18 protein-coding genes and 1 other RNA gene are annotated in these 20,519 nt (G+C 72.8%); 17 read left to right on the forward strand and 2 right to left on the reverse strand.

Annotation, left to right across the window (positions count from 1 at the left end; translation table 11 throughout):
- Window positions 1–92 precede the first annotated feature (92 nt).
- The 9 genes from smpB to ACIBBF_RS20090 all read left to right on the forward strand — a co-directional run bounded on the left by smpB (window position 93) and on the right by ACIBBF_RS20090 (window position 9,174).
- Complete coding sequence (smpB, locus tag ACIBBF_RS20050; RefSeq protein ID WP_119138723.1) at window positions 93–575, forward strand: SsrA-binding protein SmpB; 483 nt, start codon at window positions 93–95, stop codon at window positions 573–575.
- Between the two features lie 198 nt (window positions 576–773).
- Window positions 774–1,142: a transfer-messenger RNA gene (ssrA, locus tag ACIBBF_RS20055) on the forward strand.
- Window positions 1,143–1,301: 159 nt separating this feature from the next.
- Window positions 1,302–2,975, forward strand: coding sequence for an alpha/beta hydrolase (locus ACIBBF_RS20060; protein ID WP_397416803.1), 1,674 nt, complete (start codon window positions 1,302–1,304; stop codon window positions 2,973–2,975).
- Between the two features lie 64 nt (window positions 2,976–3,039).
- Window positions 3,040–3,717 (forward strand): hypothetical protein, encoded by a 678-nt coding sequence (locus ACIBBF_RS20065; RefSeq protein ID WP_397416805.1) that lies wholly within the window; start codon window positions 3,040–3,042, stop codon window positions 3,715–3,717.
- A 64-nt stretch (window positions 3,718–3,781) separates the two neighbouring features.
- On the forward strand, window positions 3,782–4,993 hold the full coding sequence (locus ACIBBF_RS20070; protein ID WP_397416807.1) for a sensor histidine kinase: 1,212 nt from the start codon (window positions 3,782–3,784) through the stop codon (window positions 4,991–4,993).
- Window positions 4,990–5,595: a DNA-binding response regulator gene (locus tag ACIBBF_RS20075; protein WP_397416809.1), complete on the forward strand. Its 606-nt coding sequence runs from the start codon at window positions 4,990–4,992 to the stop codon at window positions 5,593–5,595. The genes ACIBBF_RS20070 and ACIBBF_RS20075 overlap by 4 nt, the downstream gene beginning before the upstream one ends.
- Window positions 5,596–5,624: 29 nt before the next feature.
- Window positions 5,625–7,487: a beta-N-acetylhexosaminidase gene (locus ACIBBF_RS20080; RefSeq protein WP_397416811.1), complete on the forward strand. Its 1,863-nt coding sequence runs from the start codon at window positions 5,625–5,627 to the stop codon at window positions 7,485–7,487.
- Window positions 7,488–7,530: 43 nt separating this feature from the next.
- On the forward strand, window positions 7,531–8,724 hold the full coding sequence (locus tag ACIBBF_RS20085; protein WP_397416814.1) for an alanine racemase: 1,194 nt from the start codon (window positions 7,531–7,533) through the stop codon (window positions 8,722–8,724).
- A gap of 45 nt (window positions 8,725–8,769) precedes the next feature.
- Window positions 8,770–9,174, forward strand: coding sequence for a RidA family protein (locus tag ACIBBF_RS20090; RefSeq protein WP_397416816.1), 405 nt, complete (start codon window positions 8,770–8,772; stop codon window positions 9,172–9,174).
- Between the two features lie 73 nt (window positions 9,175–9,247).
- Here the strand turns inward: ACIBBF_RS20090 and ACIBBF_RS20095 are convergent, their stop codons facing one another.
- Window positions 9,248–10,231, reverse strand: a complete 984-nt coding sequence (locus ACIBBF_RS20095; protein WP_397416818.1) for a DUF4349 domain-containing protein — start codon at window positions 10,229–10,231, stop codon at window positions 9,248–9,250.
- Between the two features lie 306 nt (window positions 10,232–10,537).
- On the opposite strand from ACIBBF_RS20095, the gene ACIBBF_RS20100 reads away from it, so the two are divergent.
- The 6 genes from ACIBBF_RS20100 to nagB all read left to right on the forward strand — a co-directional run bounded on the left by ACIBBF_RS20100 (window position 10,538) and on the right by nagB (window position 16,746).
- Entirely contained in the window at window positions 10,538–11,692 is a 1,155-nt protein-coding gene (locus ACIBBF_RS20100; RefSeq protein ID WP_397416820.1) for an ROK family protein, read from the forward strand.
- Between the two features lie 84 nt (window positions 11,693–11,776).
- A complete protein-coding gene (locus ACIBBF_RS20105; RefSeq protein ID WP_397416823.1) occupies window positions 11,777–13,069 on the forward strand; it encodes an extracellular solute-binding protein in 1,293 nt (430 codons plus the stop codon).
- A 134-nt stretch (window positions 13,070–13,203) separates the two neighbouring features.
- Window positions 13,204–14,151, forward strand: coding sequence for a carbohydrate ABC transporter permease (locus ACIBBF_RS20110; protein WP_397416825.1), 948 nt, complete (start codon window positions 13,204–13,206; stop codon window positions 14,149–14,151).
- Window positions 14,148–15,002, forward strand: a complete 855-nt coding sequence (locus ACIBBF_RS20115) for a carbohydrate ABC transporter permease (RefSeq protein WP_397416828.1) — start codon at window positions 14,148–14,150, stop codon at window positions 15,000–15,002. The genes ACIBBF_RS20110 and ACIBBF_RS20115 overlap by 4 nt, the downstream gene beginning before the upstream one ends.
- Window positions 15,002–15,967, forward strand: coding sequence for an ROK family protein (locus ACIBBF_RS20120; protein ID WP_397416830.1), 966 nt, complete (start codon window positions 15,002–15,004; stop codon window positions 15,965–15,967). The genes ACIBBF_RS20115 and ACIBBF_RS20120 overlap by 1 nt, the downstream gene beginning before the upstream one ends.
- Window positions 15,967–16,746, forward strand: coding sequence for a glucosamine-6-phosphate deaminase (gene nagB, locus ACIBBF_RS20125; protein ID WP_397416832.1), 780 nt, complete (start codon window positions 15,967–15,969; stop codon window positions 16,744–16,746). The genes ACIBBF_RS20120 and nagB overlap by 1 nt, the downstream gene beginning before the upstream one ends.
- Before the next feature lie 49 nt (window positions 16,747–16,795).
- Here nagB and ACIBBF_RS20130 read toward each other — a convergent pair whose 3' ends face one another.
- On the reverse strand, window positions 16,796–18,247 hold the full coding sequence (locus ACIBBF_RS20130; RefSeq protein WP_397416834.1) for an AAA family ATPase: 1,452 nt from the start codon (window positions 18,245–18,247) through the stop codon (window positions 16,796–16,798).
- A gap of 135 nt (window positions 18,248–18,382) precedes the next feature.
- Here ACIBBF_RS20130 and ACIBBF_RS20135 point away from each other — a divergent pair, with 135 nt between their 5' ends.
- Window positions 18,383–18,685, forward strand: coding sequence for a DUF3039 domain-containing protein (locus ACIBBF_RS20135; RefSeq protein WP_397416836.1), 303 nt, complete (start codon window positions 18,383–18,385; stop codon window positions 18,683–18,685).
- Window positions 18,682–20,487 (forward strand): DEAD/DEAH box helicase, encoded by a 1,806-nt coding sequence (locus ACIBBF_RS20140; RefSeq protein ID WP_397416838.1) that lies wholly within the window; start codon window positions 18,682–18,684, stop codon window positions 20,485–20,487. The genes ACIBBF_RS20135 and ACIBBF_RS20140 overlap by 4 nt, the downstream gene beginning before the upstream one ends.
- Window positions 20,488–20,519: the final 32 nt, after the last annotated feature.

Consider the following 20,519-nt stretch of genomic DNA (forward strand, 5'->3'; position numbering starts at 1 on the left):
AAGCCTGGTCCGTCCAGGTCCGGCGCGTAAAATGGGACGTCGCGCTGCCTGCACGGGGCAGGCCGGACCAGCACTGACCCCGGAGGGAGACCATGGCCAAGAAGAACGTGGACGATCCGCGCAAGATCGTGGCGAACAACAAGAAGGCCCGTCATGACTACGTGATCGAGGACGTCTTCGAGGCCGGCCTGGTGCTCTCGGGCACCGAGGTCAAGGCGCTGCGGATGGGGCGTGCGTCGCTCACCGACGGTTACGCCACCATCGATCGTGGCGAGGCGTGGCTCGAGAACGTGCACATCCCCGCGTACTTCCAGGGCACGTGGAACAACCACGCGCCGCGGCGTCGGCGCAAGATGCTGCTGCACCGCGAGGAGATCGCGCGGCTGGAGTCGAAGTCGCGCGAGAAGGGCCACACCCTCGTGCCGCTCCGCCTGTACTTCCTGGACGGCCGGGCCAAGGTCGAGATCGCGCTGGCCCGCGGCAAGAAGGAGTACGACAAGCGCCAGACGCTGCGCGAGCAGCAGGACATGCGCGAGGCACGGCGGGCCATGCGGCACAAGGAGATGCTCGGCTGAGCCGGAGGTGCAGCGCAGGGTGCGGGCCGAGGAACGAGGCACGCGCCCGGAGCGGAACCGCAGGCTCAGCCGATTCCAGCAGAGCTGAGCCGGAGGGCTGAGCCGGAAATAACGTTCCCGGTCAGGGTGTTGATCCCCTAGACTGGGATGACTCCGGACGGGCGAAGGGCCCGACCGGGGCTGGTTGAAAACACCATAGGGGCTGATCGGTTTCGACGGTGGTCGTGCTTCGAGGAGAAGCGGGCCGAGGATGCAGGCTTATCTCGTTAACGATGCCTGTAAACCAATAGTTGCCGATAACTCGCGCAACGACTTCGCCCTCGCCGCCTGAGCGAGCCCGAAGTCCGTGGGCCCGGAGTCTGCTTCCGCTCCGGTCACCCGCGTCATCTAGGAAGCCACTGCTCGTAGCCCTCGTCATCGGGGCTGCGGGGACTCTCAGGTGACTGGGCCTGTCCGTGAACGTGTCTGCGCGAGCACGGGGGCCGAGAAAATCCACAGCAGACTGCGCCCGGAGAAGTCCTCGAAAACCGATACCGGACCCGGGTTCGATTCCCGGCAGCTCCACCCTTCCACGAAGCGCCGTGCCCCCTCGGGGGCGCGGCGCTTCGTCGTCCCCGGTCCTGTCCCCGGGCATGACATCCGTCATGGTCCGGCCCGTGCGAATGGCGGGTGGGCTGGTGATTCGTGGCACTGCCGGGCGCGAGTGCGCCGGCGGAGGCTGGGTACATGAACCGAGACGAGCTCAGTCCTCCGTACCCGAACCCGTCCGACACACCGCGCCTCGGCGCCCCTGCCGCCCGACCGCGGCGTGCGCGACGCCGCGCCGTGGCCCTGCTCGCCGTGCTGGGCCTGGCCGGAGCGCTGGCCGGGCCCGCCGCAGCCGCCGTGCGGGGCGACGCCGAGGCCGGCGCCGCACAGGCAGCTCCCGCACCGGCCGAGTGGGGCGAGTGCCCCGCAGAGGTCGCGGCGGAGGCTCTGCCGTACGTGCTGAGCTGCGCGACCGTGTCCGTGCCGCTGGACTACTCCGACCCCGACGGGCAGCAGATCGACCTCGAGATCTCGCGGCTGGCGAGCACCCACCCCGCCGAGCGGCGCGGCATCCTGCTGCTCAACCCCGGCGGCCCGGGCGGCTCGGGGCTCACGCAGCCCACGCTGCTGGCGTCCCAGGGCATACCTGACAGTGTGCTGAGCGCCTACGACCTGATCGGCATGGACACCCGCGGCGTCGGTCACTCGACGCGGGTGGACTGCGAGTTCCCCGTCGCCGGCGGCTACAACGGCAACATCCCGCCGTACGCGCCGGACGACGCCGCGGTGCTCGAGCGCGCGAAGATCGTCGAGGAGGCCGCCGCGCAGTGCGCCCGCACGAACGAGAACGGCGGGCTCCACCACGTGTCGACGGCGAACATGGCCCGCGACCTGGACAGCATCCGGGCGGCACTCGGTGAGGAGAAGGCCAGCTTCCTGGGCTACTCGTACGGGACGGCGCTCGGCGCGGCGTACGCGTCGATGTTCCCCGAGACCGCCGACCGGGTGGTGCTCGACAGCAACGTCGGTGACACGCACCTCGACCGGGAGGGGCTGCGCCGGTTCGCGCTGGGCATGGAGCAGACGTTCCCGGACTTCGCGAGGTGGGCGGCCGAGCGGCACGCCGCCTACGGCCTGGGCCGCACGCCGGCGCAGGTGCGCGCGACGTACTTCGAGACCGCCGAGCGGCTGGACGAGAGCCCGGTCGGCGGGGTCGACGGCGCGCTGTTCCGCCAGGTGGTCTTCGGCGGGCTGTACAGCGAGCGCACCTACGGTCGGACGGCGCAGACCTGGCAGTGGCTCCAGAAGGGTGACGGCACCGCCGTCCGGAACCTGCTGGACACGACCGACCTCGACGGCGTCCTGTCGAGCCTGGGCACGCTGTCCGGCACCGGCACCGGCACCGGCACCGGCACCGGCACCGCGGTGGACGGCGAGGTGTCGCCGGTCTCCAACGCGCTGTCGGTGTTCCTGGCCACCACCTGCAACGACGTCGAGTGGGACGAGAACGTCGACACCTACCGGAAGGCGGTCGCCGAGGACCGCACGAGGTTCCCGCTGTTCGGCGCAGCGTCGGCGAACATCCTGCCGTGCTCCTACTGGCCCGAGCCGGCCGGACCGCCGGTGGCGATCGACGACGAGGGTCCTCGCAACGTGCTGATCCTGCAGAACCGGCGCGATCCGGTCACCCCGCTCGCGGGCGGTCAGCGCCTGCGCGAGAAGTTCGCCGACCGTTCTCGACTGGTGACGGTCGACGGCAGCGGTCACGGTGTCTACGTGCTCGGCGGTAACGCGTGCGCACTGAACATCGGCACGAGCTACCTCGTCGACGGCGAGATGCCCGCCCGCGACACGTCCTGCCGGGCCTCCTGACCCGCCCGGGCCGACAGCACACCACGACAGCACACCACGACAGCACACGAGGCAGGAGGACGACATGAGCGAGGACGGTACGTCCGACGGGCGCGGCGCGAGCTGGACGATGCGGCGCGCCGCACGACGGGTCAGGCCGGGGGACGGCCGTCCGCTCCAGTCCTTCCGCTGGTGGCAGCACCTGAGCAGGTCGCTGCTCTACCTGACGCTGGCCCGCCCGGACGGCGGACAGGTGACCTACGCCGTCGAGGTGCGTCACCTGCAGGGGGACGACGGCGAGGGCCGGGCGCACCTCTACGTGGACGGCCGGCAGCAGGCCACGTCGAAGCTCCCCGCGGCGTTCCCCGTCGAGGGCGGGACCATCGAGGTGGTCAAGACGGCCTTCGGGCTCCGGCGGTGCCACTACGTGGCCGACGACGGGTCCGAGTACCAGCTCGTGCCGGACCCGGCGTCGGCGGAGGGGCGTCGCGCCCGCCTCGATCGCGAGAACCCCGGGATCGGCCGGCTGGTCAGCGCCGTGTCCGTCCTGGTGCTGGTCGTCTCCGTGCTCCTGCTGGTGCCGCAGCTCGCCGAGGTGCTCTTCAGGCTGCCACCCGTGGCCGAGCGGTTCGGCACGTTCACGTCGCCCGTCGTGCTGCCGGCATGGCTCAACATCGGCCTGACGCTGGCCGCGGCGGCCGCCAGCACCGAACGGGCGCTGCGCATGCGCTACCACTGGCTGCTCGACGGTGTCGGGAACTGACCCGCGGCCGGCCACCTCCCTGGCTCCGCTCCCGGTGGCCAGGACAGCAGGCAGAATGTGGCGCATGGGGGAGCGACGGTTCGCGGGCGCGGGCTCGACGGTCAGCACGCGCCGGTTCGAGGCCTACGTGCGCTGGTCCACCTACGGGGTGGCCGTGACACCGGCGATCTCGCTCTTCGGCGCCGCCTTCCCGAGCGGCCGGACGGCGGTCTCGGGGCACCTCGGGTGGTTCGTGGCGGCGGCCGCGCTGACCTGCGTCGTCACCGCCGGGAACTTCCTGGTCACCCGCTGGGCGCTCGACGTGCTGGTGGAGCGTCCGCGAGCGGTGGCCCGGGGCGTCGTCGTCGCGTGGCTGGTCGGCCTGGCCGGGCTCGTGGTGGTCTCGCTGACCGGGCCCGTGCCGGAGATGCGGCTCACCTCCGCGGCCGCCGTCGGTTCGGCGGCCGCGGCCGTCGTGCCGGTGCTCGACGCGCGGCCCACGCTCTACCTCAACGGTGCGATCGTGCTCGTCGCCGCCCCGCTGGCCGCCGCCGGCAGCCCGCTGGGCGTCGCGGTGGGCGTGGGGCTGGTCACCCTGTGCCTGTGGAGCTCGTGGAGCAGCACGTGGGTGCTGCGGGTGCTGCGCGACCTCCAGCGGGCGCACGAGGACCGCGCCGCGCTCGCGCTCGCGAACGAGCGCCTGCGCATCTCCCGCGACCTGCACGACGTGTTCGGGCGCACGCTCACCACGATCGCCGTCAAGAGCGAGTTCGCCGCCGAGCTCGTCCGCCGGGGCGGCGGCGAGCGCGCGGCCGAGCAGATCGCCGCCGTCCGGCAGCTCGCGGACGAGGCCGGGAACGAGGTGCGCCGCGTCGTGCGCGGCGAGACCCGCGTGACCTGGGACGGTGAGGTGGCCGGCGCACGATCGCTGCTCGCCTCGGCCGGCATCCGCTGCACCGTGACCGGCTCGCCCGTGCCGCAGGAGTACGCCGAGGCCCTCGCCTGGGTCGTGCGCGAGGGCGTGACGAACGTGCTGCGGCACTCGTCGGCCACCCAGGTCACGCTCGCCACGACGACCGAGGACGGGCAGGTGCAGCTCACCCTCGCGAACGACGGCGCGAGTCATCCCGGCACCGACGCCGCAGGCGGTGACGGCGGGGGTACCGGGCTGCGGGCCATGGCCGACCGCCTCCGGTCCGTCGGCGGCCGGGTCACCACCCGCCGCGACGGAGACTGGTTCCTGCTCGACGCCCAGATCCCGCTGTCCAGTCCCGCCGCCCAGAGAGGCCTGACATGACCCGCATCCTCGTCGCCGACGACGAGCACCTCATCCGCGACGCCGTCGCCGGGCTGCTCGACCTCCAGGACGACCTCGAGGTGGTCGGGCAGGCGGCGTCCGGCCAGGAGGCCGTGGCCACGGCGCTGCGCGTGCGGCCCGACGTCGCCCTGCTCGACCTCCAGATGCCCGAGCCGGACGGGATCGAGGTGACCCGCCGGCTCGCGACCGAGCTGCCCGAGTGCCGCTGCATCATCGTCACGTCGCACGGCCGGCCCGGATACCTGAAGTCGGCGCTCGCCGCGGGCGCACGTGCCTTCCTGCCCAAGACCGTGTCGGCGCAGGTGCTCGCCGACGTCGTACGGAAGGTCGCCGCAGGCGGCCGGTACGTCGACCCGGATCTCGCCGCCGAGGCGATCGGCGCCGGCGACTCGCCGCTCACCCCGCGCGAGACCGACGTGCTGGCGCTCGCGCGCGACGGTGCGCCCGTCGACGAGATCGCCCAGCGGGTGTCGCTGTCGCGCGGGACCGTCCGCAACTACCTCGCGGCCGCCATCGCCAAGCTCGGCGCCGCCAACCGGCACGAGGCGGCCCGCATCGCGGCCGAGCACGGCTGGATCTGACGGCGGGGCGTCACGCTATCGTGGCAGCCGTGCACCACCCCGGAGATCCTGGACTCGTCCCCGTGCCTGCGTCGATGCAGGTCCGGGGCCCTCTGGCGCGGCTCGGGGACGGTGCGACCGTCCTGGCGGACCCGGCGCTGCGGCCCGCTGCCCGCTGGTGGCGTCAGGCCCTGGGCCGGGCCTTCGGGATCGACCTGGTGCCCGTGACCGGCCCGGCGGCCGACGTCGTCGTCGCGCGGGACGCCGGGCTGCCCGCCGGGGCCTACCGCCTCGACGTGGGCACCGCGGCGCCGGCCGCTGCCACGCCGCGGCCGGCCACGGACGCGTTGCCGCCCGCCGTCGTGCGGATCGAGGCCGCGGACCTCTCCGGTGCGCACGCCGCCGTCCAGGCGCTGCGTCAGCTCGCCGGCCCGGCGGCCTTCCGGAGTGCGCCCGCGCCCTACCGCGACGTCCCGTCGGAGCTCCTGCTGCCTGCCGTGCGGATCGAGGACCACCCACGCTTCGAGTGGCGCGGCGTCCTGCTCGACGTCGCCCGCCACTTCCTGCCGAAGCACGACGTGCTGCGCTTCGTCGACCTCGCCGCCGCCCACCGGCTCAACGTGCTGCAGCTCCACCTCACCGACGACCAGGGCTGGCGGGTGCAGGTCCACCGCTACCCCGAGCTCACGCGGACGGGCGCGTGGCGCCGTGAGTCCACCGTGGGCACCTGGCGCACCGGCTCCCGCGACGGTCGCCCGCACGGCGGCTTCTACACGCAGGACGACCTGCGCGAGATCGTCGCGTACGCCCGTGACCGCGGCGTCACCGTGGTCCCGGAGATCGACGTGCCCGGCCACGTCGAGGCCGCCGTCGCCGCCTACCCCGAGCTCGGCACCCGCAAGGACCGCCAGGGCGTCCGCACCACCTGGGGCATCAGCCAGGACGTGCTCGACCCGTCCGAGGGTTCGCTCGCGTTCTTCCGCCACGTGCTCGACGAGGTGCTCGACGTCTTCGACACGCCGTTCGTCGCACTGGGCGGTGACGAGGTGCCGACCACGCTCTGGCGGGACGCGCCGCACATCGTCGCCCGCGCCCGCGCGCTCGGCCTGGTCGGGCCCGACGGCGCCCCGGACGTCGCCCAGCTGCACGGCTGGTTCGTGTCCCGCCTCGCGGAGCACGTGTCCGACGCCGGCCGCCGCGCGGTCGTCTGGGACGAGGCCGTGTCGCCGATGCTGCCGCGCGACGTGATCGTCACGTCCTGGCGGGGCTACGCGCAGGGCGCCGCCGCGCTCGCGGCCGGGCACGACGTGGTCATGGCGCCCGAGCAGGTCGTGTACCTGGACCACCGCGCGGGCGACCACCCCGCGGAACCGATCCCGGTGGGCTTCCTCCGCACGGTCGAGGACGTCTACGCCTTCGACCCCTTCCCGGCCGCGCTGGGTGCTGGGGATCTGCGGGCTCCTGGCACCGGGACCCCGCAGACGCCCGGCACCCGACGAGGGGCCGGGCGGTTGCTGGGGGTGCAGGCGCAGGTGTGGAGCGAGCACCTGGACAGCGCGCGGCGGGTCGACTACGCGACGTACCCCCGGCTCGCCGCCTTCGCCGAGGTGGCCTGGTCGCCCGCCGTCGACCGGGAGCCCGGGACGACGGCGTCGAAGGAGTTCCTGGACCGCCTCGAACGCCGCCACCTGCCGCGCCTGGACGCGTACGGCGTCGAGTACCGCCCGCTGGCCGGGCCCCTTCCCTGGCAGACCAGGCCCGGTGTCGAGGGCTACCCGCGGGACCTGGCCGCCGAGACCGCGGCCGGCGGCTGGGCGGGCATGGGCGGCTGGCGGGAGGACGGCGGCGTGGAGAACCTGCCGTCCCCGGCCGCCGGGGAACGACCCGGCGGGCGACTCGGACGGCGAGAGTGATCGGCGTGTGCGGTCCGCTCCCGTGACAAGGCAGGATGTGGGGGTGTCACGCATCGACGACCCCACGTTCCTCTGGCCCCTGCTGACGCTCGACGAGGCGTCGTTGGAGCACAACATCGCGACGGTGGCGGGGGCGTTCGCCGCCACGGGCGTGGAGCACGCCCCGCACGTCAAGACCCACATGTCGCGCCGGGTCTGGGAGCGCCAGTCCGCGGTCGGGGTGTGGGGTGCCACGGTGGCCACGCCCGGGCAGCTCCGGACCGTGCTCGGCTGGGGCGTCCCGCGCGTCTTCCTCGCGAACGAGATCGTCGACCCGCGCGACGTCGCGTGGCTCCGCGCGGCGCTGGCGAGCGGCGCCGCCGAGGAGGTCTGGGTCTACGTCGACTCACAGCCCGGCCTCGACCTGCTCGCCACCGGGTTCGCGGGCGCGGACCCGCAGGCCGCGGCACGGCTCGGCGTGCTCGTCGAGCTGGGCGTGCCCGGCGGCCGCACCGGTGTGCGCGGCCGGTCCGACGCCGTCGCGCTCGCCGGGCGGGTGCACGACGCGGGACTGCGGCTCGTCGGCGTGGCCGGGTACGAGGGGCCGGTGGCGAGCGGCACCAGCGCCGAGGAGCTGGCCGCCGTCGGCCGGTGGTGCGAGGAGCTGCGCGAGACCGGGGCGGAGCTGGCCGGCCTGGTGGACGGCCCCGTGGTGCTCAGCGCGGGCGGCAGCGCGTTCGCCGACGTCGTGGCGCAGCACCTGGGTGCTCCGCTGCGGGACGCCTCGGGCGCCGAGGTGCCGGCGCGGGCCGTGGTCCGCTCCGGAGCGTACGTGACCCACGACCACGGCCACTACCTGCACGCCGACCCGTGGACCCGGATGGGCGTCGACCGGCTGCTCCCGGCGATCCGCGTCTGGGCCTCGGTGCTGTCCGCGCCGGAGCCCGGGCTCGTCATCGTCGGGATGGGCCGCCGGGACGTGTCGTTCGACATCGACCTGCCGACGCCGCTCGTGGCGCGCACGCCGGACGCCGCCGGCCGGCTGGGCGAGGCCCGTGAGCTGCCCGGGGTGCGGGTGACTGCTCTGAACGACCAGCACGCCTACCTGTCCGTCGAGCCGGCGTCCGACGGCGTGCTCCGGCCCGGAGACGTGGTCGGCTTCGGCATCTCGCACCCGTGCACGGTGCTCGACAAGTACCGGACGGCCCTGGTGACCCGGGGCGACGACGTCGTCGAGCAGGTCACGCTCGACTTCTGACCAGCAGGACCGACCGATCACCGCACGACTCAGCAAGGAGAACCGATGACCACGAAGACCGCCATCTCCACCCCCGACGCCCCCGCGCCCGCGCACACGTTCCACCAGGGTGTGCGCAAGGGCCCGTTCGTGCAGGTGTCGGGTCAGGGGCCGGTCGACCCGGCGTCGGGGGAGTACCTGTACCCCGGCGACGTCGCGGCGCAGACGACCCGCACGCTGGAGAACGTCCGGGCGATCGTCGAGGCGGGCGGCGCCACCTTCGACGACGTGGTGATGCTGCGCGTCTACCTCACCAAGCGGGAGGACTTCGCCGTCATGAACGAGGCGTACGGCGAGTTCGTGACGAAGCACTGCCCCGGCGGGGTGCTGCCGAGCCGCACCACCGTCTTCACGGGGCTGCCGCGCGAGGAGATGCTGGTGGAGATCGACGCGCTGGCCGTCACCGACTGACCTGCACGACCATGCACCACGGCCCTGGTCCGACGTCACCGGTACGTCGGACCAGGGCCGTGGTGCGTCCGGCTCACTCGGCGGGCGCGGGCTCCGGCTCGGCGGCGGGCGGCGTCGGACCCGCGGCGCGCGTGCGGGCGACCTGACGGCGGACCCCCATGACCACGAGGAGCACGACGCCGGCCAGCGCCAGCCACGGGATGATCGCCCCGAGCACGAGGACGACCACGTTGAAGGTGCTCACCAGGGCGTTCCACCCCGCCGTGAGACCGCCGACGAACCCGCCGGGCCGTGCCTGGGCGGCCGGCGTGCCCTCCGCGACGATCTCGACGTGCAGCGTGGACATCGCGACCTCGTCGGAGAGGCGGTTGCGCTCGGAGACCCGGGAGTCGAGCTCCGCCTGGCGCGTGGACAGCTCCGCCTCGATCTCGATGAGGTCGGACGTCCGGTCGGCGTCGGCCATGAGCTCACGGAGCCGGTCGGTCGACGTGCGCAGCGCCTCGATGCGGGCGTCCAGGTCCTGGGCCGTGCCGGTGACGTCCACGGTCTCGACGTGCCGGTCGCGCACCTCGCCGAGCTCCCCGAGGGCGTCCAGCGTGGCGGACACCCGGTCGGCGGGGATGCGCAGGGTCATCGAGGCGCTGCCGGGCTCGTGGTCCGTCGCGGCCTGCTCGTCGCGGGTCTCGACGCGTCCGCCGGCGCCCTCGACGAGGCCCGCGATGCGCTCGGCGGCGTCGAACGGGTCCTCCACCGCGAGCGTCGCGCTGCCCGTCGTGACGAGCTCGCGGTCCACGGCCTCCTGGGGGGCCTCGGCCAGGCCGACGGCGCCGGTCGCGTCGGCGACGGCGTCCCGCGCCCCGTCGGGGGAGAGGGGTTCGCTCTGCGCGGCACCCTCCTCCACGGCGGCCCCTGAGCCGTCGGAGTCGCTCGCACCCCCGCCCGAGCAGGCCCCGAGGGCGACGACGAGGATCCCGGTGGTCAGTGCCGCCAGGAGGGTACGGAAGGGCCGCCACGCGGGCGGGCCCGCGTCCCCCATGGCCGGCCGGATGCGCTTCATGGGACGAGCGTAGGAGGCCCGTCAGGCCGGAACGCTCCCCACCTGAGAACTGTGATCCCTTTGTGAACTTGTGGACCCGGTGACCGGATTTTTCTTCGGTTTTGCGCAGTATTTGATCACGGTGCGGTCACGCCGTGCCTGCTCCGCCGGCGTACGGCAGGCTCGGTTTCGTCAGGCACGTGAAGTAATCCGGAAGCGACGGCAGGTCCGGCTCCGCCCTGGGCAAGCGTGACCCACGTAACAGTCTTGTTACGGGTCATACCCGGCGATGGACAGGGACTCTGTTAAGGAGGTCTACTAACAAACATGGCGACGGCGACAGAACGCAACGGCACCGGGCGAGGGCTCGGCGCACGGTTGCGCGCGACGTCCAAGGTGCTCCCCGAGCACGCCAGGGCGCACAACCGGTCCCTGGTGCTGCAGCACCTCTTCCACGAGGGGCCCACCTCCCGGGCCGACCTCGCACGAGCGACCTCGCTCACCCGCGTGACCATCTCCGACCTGGTCTCGGTGCTCATCACCGAGGGACTGGTGGAGGAGCTCGGCACCCGGCCGGGCCAGCGTGTCGGCAAGCCCGCGATCCTCGTGGGGCTGCGGTCGGACGCCTACCAGATCGTCGCGGTGGACCTCACGGAGCACGGCCGGATGCGCGGCGCGGTCCTCAGCCTCACGGGCGAGATCGTGGTGCGCCGGCAGCTCGACATCGACGGCCGCACGGGCGACGAGCTCGTCGACCTGCTCACCCGCTTCGTGCGCCGGCTCGTGGCCGCGGCGAACCACCCGGTGATCGGCGTCGGCGTCGGCTCGCCCGGCATCATCGACCTGGACGGCCGCGTCGTCGAGGCGCCCAACCGCGGGTGGTACGACGTGCCGCTCGCCGGGCTCCTGGGCGAGCGCCTCGGGCTGCCGGTGCACGTCGCGAACGACGCCAACACGGCGGCCCTCGGCGAGTTCACCTACGGCGGCGGCAGCTCCGGGATGCTCGTGGTCACCGTCGGCGCGGGTGTCGGCGCGGGCGTGGTGGTCGACGGCGTCCGCGTGCACGGCCAGGGTGACGCCGCCGGTGAGATCGGCCATGTCACCGTCGTGGACGACGGCGTGCAGTGCGCCTGCGGACGCCGCGGCTGCCTCGAGACGGTCCTGTCCGTCCCGGCGCTGCGGCGCGCGGTCGAGGGCAAGGACACGAAGGATTCCGACGCCGCTCTGGCGTCGGCTGGCCGGGTGCTGGGCGTGACCCTCGCCCCGGTCGTCAGCGCGCTCAACCTCGACCAGGTGCTGCTGAGCGGTCCCCGTGACCTGCTCGACGGCCCCCTGCGCGAGGCAGCGCTGGACACCATCCGTCAGCGCACCATGCCGGCCATCACATCGGGCCTGCAGCTGCGGATGGCCGCACTCGACGAGGACGTGGTGCTGGCGGGTGCCGCCGTCCTCGTGCTTTCCGCCCAGCTGGGGGTCTCGTGAGCATCCGAGCGCACGTGTGGGCGGCAGGCGACCCATCTCACCAGGCACCACCGCGACACATGGTCGTATCCGGGAGGAACACACGTGAACAGAAACCGTCTCGTCGGCGCTGCGGCGTCGGCGATCACCCTGACGCTCGCGCTCAGCGCGTGCGGTAACGCCGGCGGCGCGGCGGCGCCCGAGGAGACCGGTCCCGGCGAGGTCCGGGTCTGGCTCGTCGGCTCGGACACGCCGCAGGAGGCCCGCGACTACCTCAAGGAGACGTTCGAGGAGGAGAACCCGGGTAGCACCCTCACCATCGAGGAGCAGGCCTGGGAGGGCCTCGTCGACAAGTACACGACGGCGCTGTCCGGCTCGGACGCCCCTGACGTGGTCGAGATCGGCAACACGCAGGCCGCGGCGTTCACCGAGGCGGGCTACTTCCGCGAGATCACGGCCGACGAGTTCGAGGGCCTGGGCGGCAGCGACCTGCTGCCGGGCTTCGTCGAGGCCGGCGACTGGGAGGGCAAGCACTACGCCCTGCCCTACTACTCCGGCTCGCGCGTCGTCTTCTACTCCGAGCAGGTGCTGGGCGACGCCGAGGTGCCGACCACGCTGGACGAGTACGTCGCCAGCGCCGTCGACCTGCGCACCGACAAGGTGTCCGGCGTGTACTGGCCGGGCCAGGACTGGTACAACGCGCTCCCCTTCATCTGGGAGAACGGCGGCTTCATCGCCGAGCAGGCCGAGGACGGCACCTGGGAGGCGGGCTTCTCCTCGGAGGGCGGCCTGGCCGGCCTGGAGCAGATCCAGACCATCATGACCGAGGGCAACAACGCCCCGGCCGACACCAACGAGGCAGACCTGCAGGTGCCGTTCTGCGAGGGCAGCGTGGCCTTCCTGTCGGCACCGAGCTGGATCCAGTGGTCCATCAACGCCCCCGAGGAGCCCGAGACCCCGGACGGCGTGCCGGGCTGCGCCTCCACCTACGGCTCCGACCTGCAGGCGTTCGCCCTGCCGGGCAAGGACGGCGGCGCCGCCCAGGTGTTCGCCGGCGGCTCGAACATCGCCATCGCGCAGAAGTCGGCCCGTCCCGACCTGGCGATGAGCGCCTACGAGATCCTGCTGAGCGACGAGTACCAGTCGATCCTTGCCGCCAACGGCCTGTTCCCGGCCAAGACCTCGCTCTTCGAGAAGGTCGACCAGGAGACGTCGATCGGCAAGGCCGCCGCGGAGGCCGCCGCCAACGCCAGGCTCACCCCGGCGTCGCCGAAGTGGGCCGACGTCGAGTCCCAGATGATCCTGCAGACCGCCTTCTCCAAGATCGCCGCCGGCGAGGACGTGAAGACGGTGGCCGAGAAGCTCGACGCGGACATCGAGGGAATCCTCAACAGCTGACGCGAGTCAGCACGACGTCCCGTCCCGCCCGGTGACCTCAGATCCCGGGCGGGACGGGATACCACTGCCCGCCTGCCGTCCGCCGCCGCCCGCCACCGGGAGGGCCTGCCGGCGGCCACCGAGGAAGACAGGACATGACCACCACACTTCTGGACCCACCGGCGCCACCGCGCCAACAGGTCCGGCGCAAGCGCCGGACGCCCTACCTGCCCTGGCTGCTGCTGTCGGCCTCGATGATCCTCCTCGGCGTCCTGACCGGGTACCCCGTGGTGCGCCTGCTCGTGATGTCGTTCCAGGAGTACGAGCGCGCCCAGCTCATGGGCCAGCCCGCCGAGTGGGTCGGGTTCGACAACTACGCGGCCATCCTCACGGACGTCCAGGGCTTCTGGACGGTGCTGGGCCGCAGCTTCCTGCTCATGGTCGTGCTCGTGGTGGTCACGATGGTGCTGGGCATGCTCGTGGCGCTACTGATGATGCGGGTCGGCAAGGCCCTGCGGATGCTCGTGTCCGTGGGCCTGCTGCTGGCCTGGGCGATGCCGGCGCTGGCCGCCACCACCGTGTGGGGCTGGGTCTTCGACACGCAGTACGGCGTGGTGAACAACCTGCTCACGGCGATCACCGGCGACCGGTGGTTCGGGCACTCCTGGCTCCTCAACCCGTGGTCGTTCTTCCTCATCCTGACCTTCATCGTCGTGTGGGGCGCCGTGCCGTTCGTCGCCTTCACGCTCTACGCGGGTCTCACGCAGATCCCCGAGGAGGTCATCGAGGCGGCCCAGCTCGACGGTGCCAGCGCCTTCCAGCGCTTCCGCCTGATCCAGGTGCCCTACGTGCGCAGCATCATCACCGTGCTCGTGGTGCTCTCGATGATCTGGGACCTGAAGCTCTTCACGCAGGTCTTCGTGCTGCAGGACGTCGGCGGTGACCGGGAGCTGACCAACACGATCGGCGTGTACATCTACCAGATGGGTATGGCCCAGGGGCACTACGGCCTCGCGAGCGCGATCGGCGTCGTCTTCGTCGTCGTCATGCTGGCCATCTCGTTCCCCTATGTGCGGCGCACGCTGCGGGAGGAGGAGTCGTGATCAAGATCCGCAAGCGTCTCGCCGACACCGGGTTCGGCGTCCTGGCCGTGTTCGTCTTCGTGTTCTCGGCGTTCCCGGTGTACTGGATGATCAACACCTCGTTCCTGCCGAACAGCAGCATCCGCGGCGAGAACCTCGCGTTCTTCCCGACGCCGGACGTGTTCACCCTGAACAACTACCGCTCGGCGATGTTCGGCGAGGAGCGCGCGCCGTTCCCGCCCGCGGTGCTCAACTCCATCGGGGTCACGTTCCTCACGCTCGTGATCACCCTGATCATCGGGTTCGCGGCGTCGCTGGCGCTGACCCGGTTCTCGTTCAAGGGCCGACGGACGTTCATCGTGCTGATCCTGGTGGTCCAGATGATCCCCGGAGAGGCGATGATCATCTCGATGTTCCGGATCATCGACGGCTGGCAGCTGCTCAACACGATCATCGGGCTCACGCTCGTGTACTCGGCCGGTGTGCTGCCGTTCACCATCTGGACCTTGCGCGGTTTCGTCAACGGTGTACCCAAGGAGCTGGAGGAGGCGGCGATGATCGACGGGTGCTCCCGGGCCGGGGCGTTCTGGCGGGTCACGTTCCCGCTGCTCGCGCCGGGACTGGTGGCGACGGGTGTGTTCGCCTTCATCCAGGCGTGGAACGAGTTCGTCACGGCGCTGGTCATCATGCAGCGGCCGGAGGCCATGACGCTGCCCCTGTGGCTGCGCACGTTCCTGCAGGCCACCCAGGCCACGAACTGGGGTGCGGTCATGGCGGGCGCGGTCCTGATCGCCATCCCCGTGGTGATCTTCTTCCTGATCGTCCAGGGCCGGATGACCGGTGGTCTGGTGTCCGGCGCGGTGAAGGGCTGATGGGCAAGAACGGGATGGGGCGCTACACGGTCGGGCTCGACATCGGAGGGACCAAGATCCTCGGCGCCCTCCTCGACCCGGAGGGTGAGGTGGTGGCCACCGTGCGCCGGTCCACGGTGCACGGGGCCGAGGGGCTGGTCTCGGGTGCGGCCGAGGCCGTGCGCGACGTAGCCGCGTCGGGCGGGGTGGAGGTCACCGCCCTGGCCGGCGTCGGGCTGGGTATCCCCGGCATCGTGGACCACCGGTCCGGCACGGTGAAGCACGCGGTCAACCTCGGCGTGCACGACGACGAGCTGCCGCTCGCCGAGCTGCTGTCCGCCCGGGTGGGCGGGGTGCCCGTGGTGGTCGAGAACGACCTCAACGTGGCCGCCGTCGGTGCGGCGCACGTCCTGGAACGGTCGGCCGGCCAGGGCGACGGCGCGCGCGAGCACGAGGACCTCGCATTCCTCGCGCTCGGCACCGGCCTCGCCTCGGGCCTGGTGCTCGACGGCGAGCTGCGGCGCGGCGCGAGCGGCGCGGCGGGGGAGATCGGGCACATCCCGGTGGACCCCCTCGGCCCGGAGTGCCCGTGCGGGCAGCGCGGCTGCCTGGAGCGGTTCGCCTCGGGCAAGGCGCTGGAGGCGGCGTGGCCCGCGCGGCACGGCAAGCCGTCGCCCGTGGAGCTCTTCGAGGCCGCCCGCGCGGGCGACCAGGAGGCCGTCGTGGTCCGGGACCGGTTCGCCGACGCCGTGGCCTCGGCCGTCCGGCTGCTGGTGCTCACCACCGACGTGCGGCACGTGGTGCTGGGCGGCGGTGTGGCGCAGCTCGGCACCGAGCTGCTGGACGTGGTGCAGGACGCGCTGCGCGAGCAGGCCAAGGTGTCCGCGTTCCTCGGCTCGCTCCGGCTGGCCGAGCGGGTCAGGCTGGCGCCGACGCACGTTCCGGTCGCGGCGGTGGGCGCCGCGGTCCTCGGGAGGAGAGGCTGATGGAGGTTGTGATCGCTCCCGCGGGCGAGCTCGCGCGGCTGGCGGCGGGCGCTGTCGAGGAGCTGCTGCGGGCCCGGCCCGAGGCCGTCCTGGGGCTGGCCACGGGCTCGTCCCCGCTGGCGGTGTACGACGAGCTGGCCCGCCGGCACAAGGAGGGGCTCTCGTTCGCGCGGGCCCGCGCGTTCATGCTCGACGAGTACGTGGGCCTGCCCGCGGACCACCCCGAGCGGTACCGCAACGTGATCGAGAAGGAGATCGCCTCGCGCGTCGACTTCGCGCCCGGTGCGGTGCAGGGTCCGGACGGGCTCGCCGCCGACCTCCCCGCGGCCTGCGCCGCGTACGAGGCCGCGATCGCCGACGCCGGGGGCGTGGACCTGCAGATCCTGGGGATCGGCACCGACGGGCACATCGCGTTCAACGAGCCGGGCTCCTCGCTCGCGTCCCGCACACGGATCAAGACGCTGACCCGCCAGACCCGCGAGGACAACGCGCGGTTCTTCGGCGGCTCGGTCGACGACGTGCCGCGGCACTGCCTCACGCAGGGCCTCGCCACCATCATGTCGGCGCGGCACCTGGTGCTCCTGGCCTCCGGGCGCGCCAAGGCCGAGGCGGTGCACCAGCTCGTGGAGGGCCCGGTCTCGGCCATGTGGCCCGCCACGATCATGCAGCTCCACCCGCACGCGACCGTGCTGGTCGACGACGCCGCGGCGTCCCGGCTGCAGCTCGCCGACTACTACCGGCAGACCTACGCGGACAAGCCGGACTGGCAGGGCCTGTAGCGCCCTGCCGGACGCTCAGGTCGCTCGGGTGACCTGAGCGTCCGGCCCGTCAGAGGTAGTTGCCGGCGACCGGGGCGGGCTTCCAGCGGCCGGACGTCGCCACGTCGGTGACGCGCTCGGTGGTCAGCTCGTCCGGGCCGTGCTCCAGGATGGAGCGCCGGGCCACCTCGCGCAGGTCGGCGCCCGTGGCACCGTCCAGGTAGGAGGCCACCAGGGCGACGTCGACCGGCGCGGTCGCCGGCAGGAAGAGCCGCAGGATCTCGGTACGGCCCGCCTGGTCCGGCGGCGGTACCTCGACGATGGTGTCGAAGCGTCCGGGACGCTTGACCGCCGGGTCGAGGGCGTCGGGGTCGTTGGTGGTGGCCAGCGTGAGCACGTCGTCCGAGCTGCGGGTGCCGTCCAGGGCGTCGAGGAACTCCGCGAAGGACGTGTCGCCGCGCGAGCCCTTGGCCGCCACCGAGTCGATCTCCTCCAGCACGACGAGGCAGGGACCCAGGCCGCGGATCTCGTCGTACAGCTCCGTCATCCAGGTGCGCAGCACCTCGGCGGTGACGAGCACGACCGTGAGCGGGCCGGCGAGCTCCGTGGCGATCACCCGCGTCAGCTTCGTCTTGCCGACGCCCGGCCTCCCCGCGAGCAGCAGACCGCGGGACGTGGTGTGCCCGAGGGCTCGCAGCGCGGCACGGCGGGTGGTCACGCTGGAGCAGAACAGGTCGACCTCGCGCCACAGCTCGGCGGGCAGCACGACGTCGTCGCGCGCCTGCACCGTGTGCCTGACCGGGACGAGCTCGACCGACCCGGACGACGACCGCGCCGACAGGACGCCGCCGCGGTAGGGGTGGTCCACCTCCAGCGTGCGGGTCAGGTCGGCGAGCACCCGCTCGGCGAGCGGGAGGCCGCCCGGCAGGGTGAAGGCGGTGATCGTCGGGGTGCCGTACCGGTAGGCCACCTCGACCGCCACCGGCGCGTCGTAGGCGGAGCCGGCGGGGAACAGCACGGTCGCCACGGCCGGGACGCTCACCGAGGTGCCGTCGCCGAGGTCGAGCGCGGCACGCTGCGGGGCACCCCCGGGGCCGAACACCGCCACGACGTCCGGGTGGCGCTCGATCCAGCGCTGCAGCGCGTAGGCGTGCAGCCGCTGGAGCGTGCGCGACATGTCGCGCGAGACGCTGACCAGCGCGCTCTCCTCGACCTCCCACCGGCGGCTGAGCCACTCGGCGGACGAGCGGGGTTCCTTCGGGCGCTCGGGGACGGGGCGGCCGAGCATCGCGGCCACGGCGGCGACGGCGCGGCGGGCGCAGTCGTCGTGGTCGCCGAAGTCGGGCCAGACGGGGTCGGGCAGGCCGCGGGGCAGGTCGCCGGCGAGGTTGTCGGGCAGGTTGTCGGACAGGTCGTCGGACAGGTCGTCGGACAGAGCGGTGGACAGGGTGTCGGCCAGGTCGGTGGGGGAGACGGCGTCGTCGGGCAGGATGAGGCTCCTCTCGGGGCGGGGACGTGACATGCCTCAGTTATAGCGGTGCCCACCGACACGCCCGCAAGGAATTCCCGGCCGCCGCTGCCCGGGACGGGTTCCGGACCTGCCCCGGCGTGCGCGCCGACGGCGTGGCTGTCGGTGGTCCCGCGTAGACTTCTCGGCATGACCGAACCACTCTCCAGCCCGCAGGACGACCCCCGTACGCAGGGCGGTACGAGCGTCCTGGAGCGCGAGGAGACCCGGGAGGAGGCGCAGCCCGGGGACCACGAGCGTTTTGCGCACTACGTGCGCAAGGAGAAGATCATGGAGTCCGCCCTGAGCGGCAAGCCCGTGATCGCGCTCTGCGGCAAGGTCTGGGTGCCGGGCAGGGACCCGGGCAAGTTCCCGGTGTGTCCCCGGTGCAAGGAGATCTACGACGGTCTCCGTGACCCGCAGGACGGCGGCGAGGGCGACTCCACCCAGTGACGAGCCAGCCGCAGCAGCTGCCCCACACACCGTCGTCTGCGGCCGCTTCGTCGCTCAGCCCTGCCTTTCCACGTCGTGCCCCCTGGGGTACGGCGTCGAGCCTGCGCGCCTGGCAGGCCGAGGCGCTGGAGCTGTACCGCGAGAAGAACCCGAAGGACTTCCTGGCCGTCGCCACGCCCGGCGCCGGCAAGACGACGTTCGCGCTCCGCATCGCCACCGAGCTCCTGGAGCAGGGCCTGGTCCGGCGCGTCACCGTGGTGGCGCCCACCGAGCACCTGAAGACCCAGTGGGCCGACGCCGCCGCGCGCGTCGGCATCCGCATCGACCCGCAGTTCAAGAACTCGCAGGGCCGGCACGGTTCCCACTACGACGGTGTCGCGCTCACGTACGCGCAGGTCGCGGCCAAGCCCGCGCTGCACCGCGCCCGCACGGAGGCCGCGCGCACCCTGGTGATCCTGGACGAGGTGCACCACGGTGGCGACGCCCTGAGCTGGGGCGACGCCGTGCGCGAGGCGTTCGAGGGCGCGGAGCGCCGCCTCGCGCTGACCGGTACCCCGTTCCGGAGCGACACGTCGGCCATCCCGTTCGTCGAGTACGAGCCGGACGCCGAGGGCATCCGCCGCTCGAAGGCCGACTACACCTACGGCTACGGCGAGGCCCTGCGCGACCACGTGGTGCGCCCGGTGCTGTTCATGTCCTACGCGGGCGACATGCGCTGGCGCACCAAGGCGGGCGACGAGGTCAGCGCCCGCCTCGGCGAGGCCATGACCAAGGACATGACCGGTCAGGCGTGGCGCACCGCGCTGGACCCCGAGGGGCAGTGGATCCCGTCGGTGCTCTCGGCGGCCGACAAGCGCCTGACCGAGGTGCGCCGCACGGTGCCCGACGCGGGCGGCCTGGTGATCGCCACCGACCAGGACAACGCGCGCGCGTACGCCGCGCACCTGCACGAGATCACGGGCAAGCGGCCCACGGTCGTCCTGTCCGACGACGAGGGCGCCTCGGGGCGCATCGAGGAGTTCGCGCAGGGCGAGGACCGCTGGATGGTGGCGGTGCGCATGGTGTCGGAGGGCGTGGACGTGCCGCGGCTCGCCGTGGGCGTGTACGCCACGAGCGCCTCGACGCCGCTGTTCTTCGCCCAGGCGATCGGCCGGTTCGTGCGCGCCCGCAAGCGCGGCGAGACGGCGTCGATCTTCCTGCCGAGCGTCGCGCCGCTGCTGAACCTGGCGAACTCGATGGAGCAGGAGCGCGACCACGCGCTCGACCGGCCGCGCACGGCCGAGGAGCAGGGCATCGAGTACGACCCGGAGGCCGCGCTGATCGCGGAGGCGAACAAGGAGGAGAAGGCGTCGGGCGAGCTGCTGGGCTCGTTCCAGGCCCTGGACGCCCAGGCCTCGTTCGACCGGGTGCTGTTCGACGGCGGCGAGTTCGGTGCGGGTGCCGATGTCGGCTCGGCGGAGGAGCTCGACTTCCTCGGCCTGCCCGGCCTGCTGGAGCCCGACCAGGTGGCCACGCTGCTGCGGCAGCGTCAGGCCGACCACCTGAAGGCGCGCGGTGGTGCGCCCACGGCGCGCGAGGTGGAGAACGAGCGCTCGGAGCAGGAGCACCGGCGTGCCGCCGAGCTGCGCAAGGAGCTGTCCAAGCTCGTCTCGGCGTGGGCCAAGCGCAGCGGGCAGCCGCACGGCGTGATCCACACCGAGCTGCGCCGCAAGTGCGGGGGCCCGGAGGTGCCGCTGGCGACCGCGGATCAGCTCGACGCACGGGTGGCTCAGGTGCGCCGCTGGTTCGTCGGACAGAAGTAGTGGCGAGCGCCACGATCCGCATGCTGAGACAA

The organism is Promicromonospora sp. NPDC050880 (assembly GCF_044456525.1).
Taxonomy (GTDB): domain Bacteria; phylum Actinomycetota; class Actinomycetes; order Actinomycetales; family Cellulomonadaceae; genus Promicromonospora.